This is a genomic window from Polaromonas sp. P1_E1_2 (assembly GCF_056406035.1).
Window position 1 is genome coordinate 1 of record NZ_JBFUAZ010000887.1, and the last position, 1,187, is coordinate 1,187.

The following is a 1,187-nucleotide window of genomic DNA, read 5'->3' on the forward strand; positions in this document are numbered from 1 at the left end:
CACTCAGCGGCATGGCGGGAATGGGCTGCGGAAGAGGTTGTGAAATGGCTGGCGTAGGCGATGGCGTCCCCAGTGCTCCCGGCATCTGTGGTGCAGGCGTGATGCCGCCGGCTGGCGCGAGACGGCCTCCCAGTCCGTTGGGCAGACTCAAACCGCCCACTGGGTCACCCAGAATCTGCCGGTCGCGCAGTGTCAGCGCCGTTCCCGAGAACACGCTGGCCCGGTCCAGGCCGAGATTGGCGTAGTTGCGCACGATGCGTGGCGTGATGGCGAGCACGATTTCAGAGCGCGACTTGGTGGTGCTCGAGTTGCCGAACAAGCGTCCGACCATGGGCAAGTGCCCCAGGCCCGGAATCTTGTCGGCGGTGTTGCGCTCCTCGTCGGTGATCAGGCCGCCCAGGACCTGCGTCTCCCCATCGGCCAGACGCAGAAAGGTGCTGGCGTTGCGCGTACCGATCTGGTACGAGCGGCTGCCCTGCGGGTCGGTGAATTCACGCGCGATGTTGCTGACCTCGAGGTTGATCTTGATGCCCACGTCGTTGCTGGCGTAGACCTGCGGTTCGAACTCGAGCTTGAGGCCGACGTCCTGGTAGGTGATGGTGCCGGTGACAACGGAGGAGCCGCCGTTGACCGGCGTGACGTTGTTGATGATGGTGGGCACGCGGTCGCCGATCATAATCTTGGCTTTTTCGCGGTTGCGCGCCCGGATGCGCGGGCTGGCCAGGATGCGGGTTTCGGTGTCCTGTAGCTTGAAGTTGAGCGTGCCCGAAATCGGGGAGACCGTGAGGCCGCCCACGCCCAGTTGCCTGAGCTGGCCGATGGTGAGGCTGCTGACGGTCCCGCCCGGCGTGGTCGCGCCGCCGCTGGGTGTGCCGATGGTGATGGCGCTGGGTGGGGAGACGCCCAGGTTGCTGTTGCGGCCCTCCGAGATCTCCAGCACTTCCACTTCGAGCATGACCTCCGGGTCGGRCTCGTCGTGCAGGGCAATCAATTTTTCGGCGATGCGCAGGGTTTCAGGCGTGTCGCGTATGACCAGCAGGCCGCTGCGCTCGTCGGCTGAAACGTCTTTCAGCTTGAGCATGGTCTTGAGCATGCCGGCCAGGTATTTGAGGTCACTGTTGGTGACGCGGAAGGAACGCACGGTCAGTTCCTGGTACTCCGACTACTTGCTTGCCGTCGCCGGATAC

At 64.4% G+C, this 1,187-nt stretch carries 1 protein-coding gene; it reads right to left on the bottom strand.

Annotated features, from left to right (window positions below):
• Positions 1 to 1,141 (bottom strand): type II secretion system protein GspD (locus tag AC1D1P_RS23805; protein WP_477674711.1); only part of this gene is annotated, 1,141 nt, incomplete at its 3' end.
• Between the last annotated feature and the right edge of the window lie 46 nt (positions 1,142 to 1,187).